Raw genomic sequence first — 1,411 nt, 5'->3', positions numbered from 1 at the left:
TGTGGATGAACGAAGTGAAAGATGCGTCCCTCAACATGATCAAGAAAGTTGAGGGGGAAATGGTTGAGAAGGGTGCCAAGGGGACGGAAAAAAAGTTTATTGCCGGGTGAGGGAAAAGTAGGAACCTACAAACAATTAATAAAGCAAGGTAAAGCGTTTGATCATCTCACCCCACACCATATGCCATCTGCCAAAAAAATAAAGAAAGTCGGTATAAAGCGAAATGATGGTGTTAGCATGAATATGGAACAACCGCATCCTGGTACTGGGGAAAGACATCGTAGAACTTATACTTATGGACTTTCTGGAGAAAGATTAAACGATTATTTAAATCTTAGCTACCGAGACGCACTAGCACATGATATTTGGGATGCTCGAAGAATTTATATGCAGGATGGGCTATACACTTCGGAAATAAGAAAAAGTTTAAGAGATGTAATTCAATTGAATAAAGAATTGTATCCCGAATTATTTAGAAAGTAATTATTTTAAGGAGGGAATGTTTTTGGACATTAAGTCGGAAATAAAAAAGGTATACCATAACCGTCTGCTTGAGACAGAAAAACAAGTGGAAGAATTTGAGCAAGCTCTAAAAAATATATATGAATATGATGAGGTTTCGATTATTAAAGATTTAATGTTAGCTTTTGATGATAATACTGAGAACCATGAGGTAATGTTTAACTTAGTGCATACTATTGAGCATTTATATAAGAATAAAATAGAGGAGGGATTAAAATTAATCGCTAACTCTGTTCCAATCATTATAGATTATGGGAGAGAATGGATCGAAATCTTGCATTATAGAATATTAAATCATCCTCAAGTGCGTATGATTTATGCAAAGGTCCTGCGGGATATTGATATAAAAGCAAGAAATATTATTAAAGACTTATTGGAAGATATAAAAAGAGAAGATCCGGAATTGTTTAGTGATTCAGTGGACGAAGTATTAGGTAGTATTTAAGAACTTATTTAGAAAGCCTTGATTGGCTACAAGCCTTTCAAGGTTTTTCTATATTTATAACAGGGCTGGTTTAGTACTCACATTTCGCACCCTTCCGACGAAAATCGGGAGGATTTTTTTGCATCGATGTGGAATGAATCCTTGACACACAAGGAATGCAAAGGAGTTTGTCCACCATGGATGTTCAAATTTGTGAGATTTATGACAGTTCCTATTTGAATATAATAAGTGCCCTTTTCCAAGATCTTGACCTTCCCCAGCTCATCGATCGGCTGGTTCCGGTGGATCCCCAATGCCAAACCCGAACCAGCGATGCGGTCAAGCTGATCCGGCCGGGGCTGAAGCCTTCTTGGTTCAATGATGATGCATTGGCTCGTCATCTCGACCGCCTGTATGAGGCGGATATTCACAAGGTGATCAGCACTTGCTTGATTCACATTTATC

General features: G+C 37.8%; 3 protein-coding genes. All 3 read left to right on the top strand.

Annotated features, from left to right (window positions below; translation table 11 throughout):
• Nucleotides 1-63: 63 nt before the first annotated feature.
• On the top strand, nucleotides 64-483 hold the full coding sequence (locus tag B4113_RS14935) for a hypothetical protein (protein WP_197747199.1): 420 nt from the start codon (nucleotides 64-66) through the stop codon (nucleotides 481-483).
• Between the two features lie 22 nt (nucleotides 484-505).
• Entirely contained in the window at nucleotides 506-967 is a 462-nt protein-coding gene (locus B4113_RS14930; protein WP_033843109.1) for an Imm30 family immunity protein, read from the top strand.
• 176 nt (nucleotides 968-1,143) lie between these two features.
• On the top strand, nucleotides 1,144-1,411 hold a 268-nt coding region (locus B4113_RS14925; protein ID WP_153017167.1), incomplete at its 3' end, for a DUF4277 domain-containing protein.

This window comes from Geobacillus sp. B4113_201601, assembly GCF_001587475.1.
Lineage (GTDB): Bacteria > Bacillota > Bacilli > Bacillales > Anoxybacillaceae > Geobacillus > Geobacillus icigianus.
Note: the sequence above shows the minus strand (reverse complement) of the source record. Positions and strands in the feature narration are given on the sequence as shown.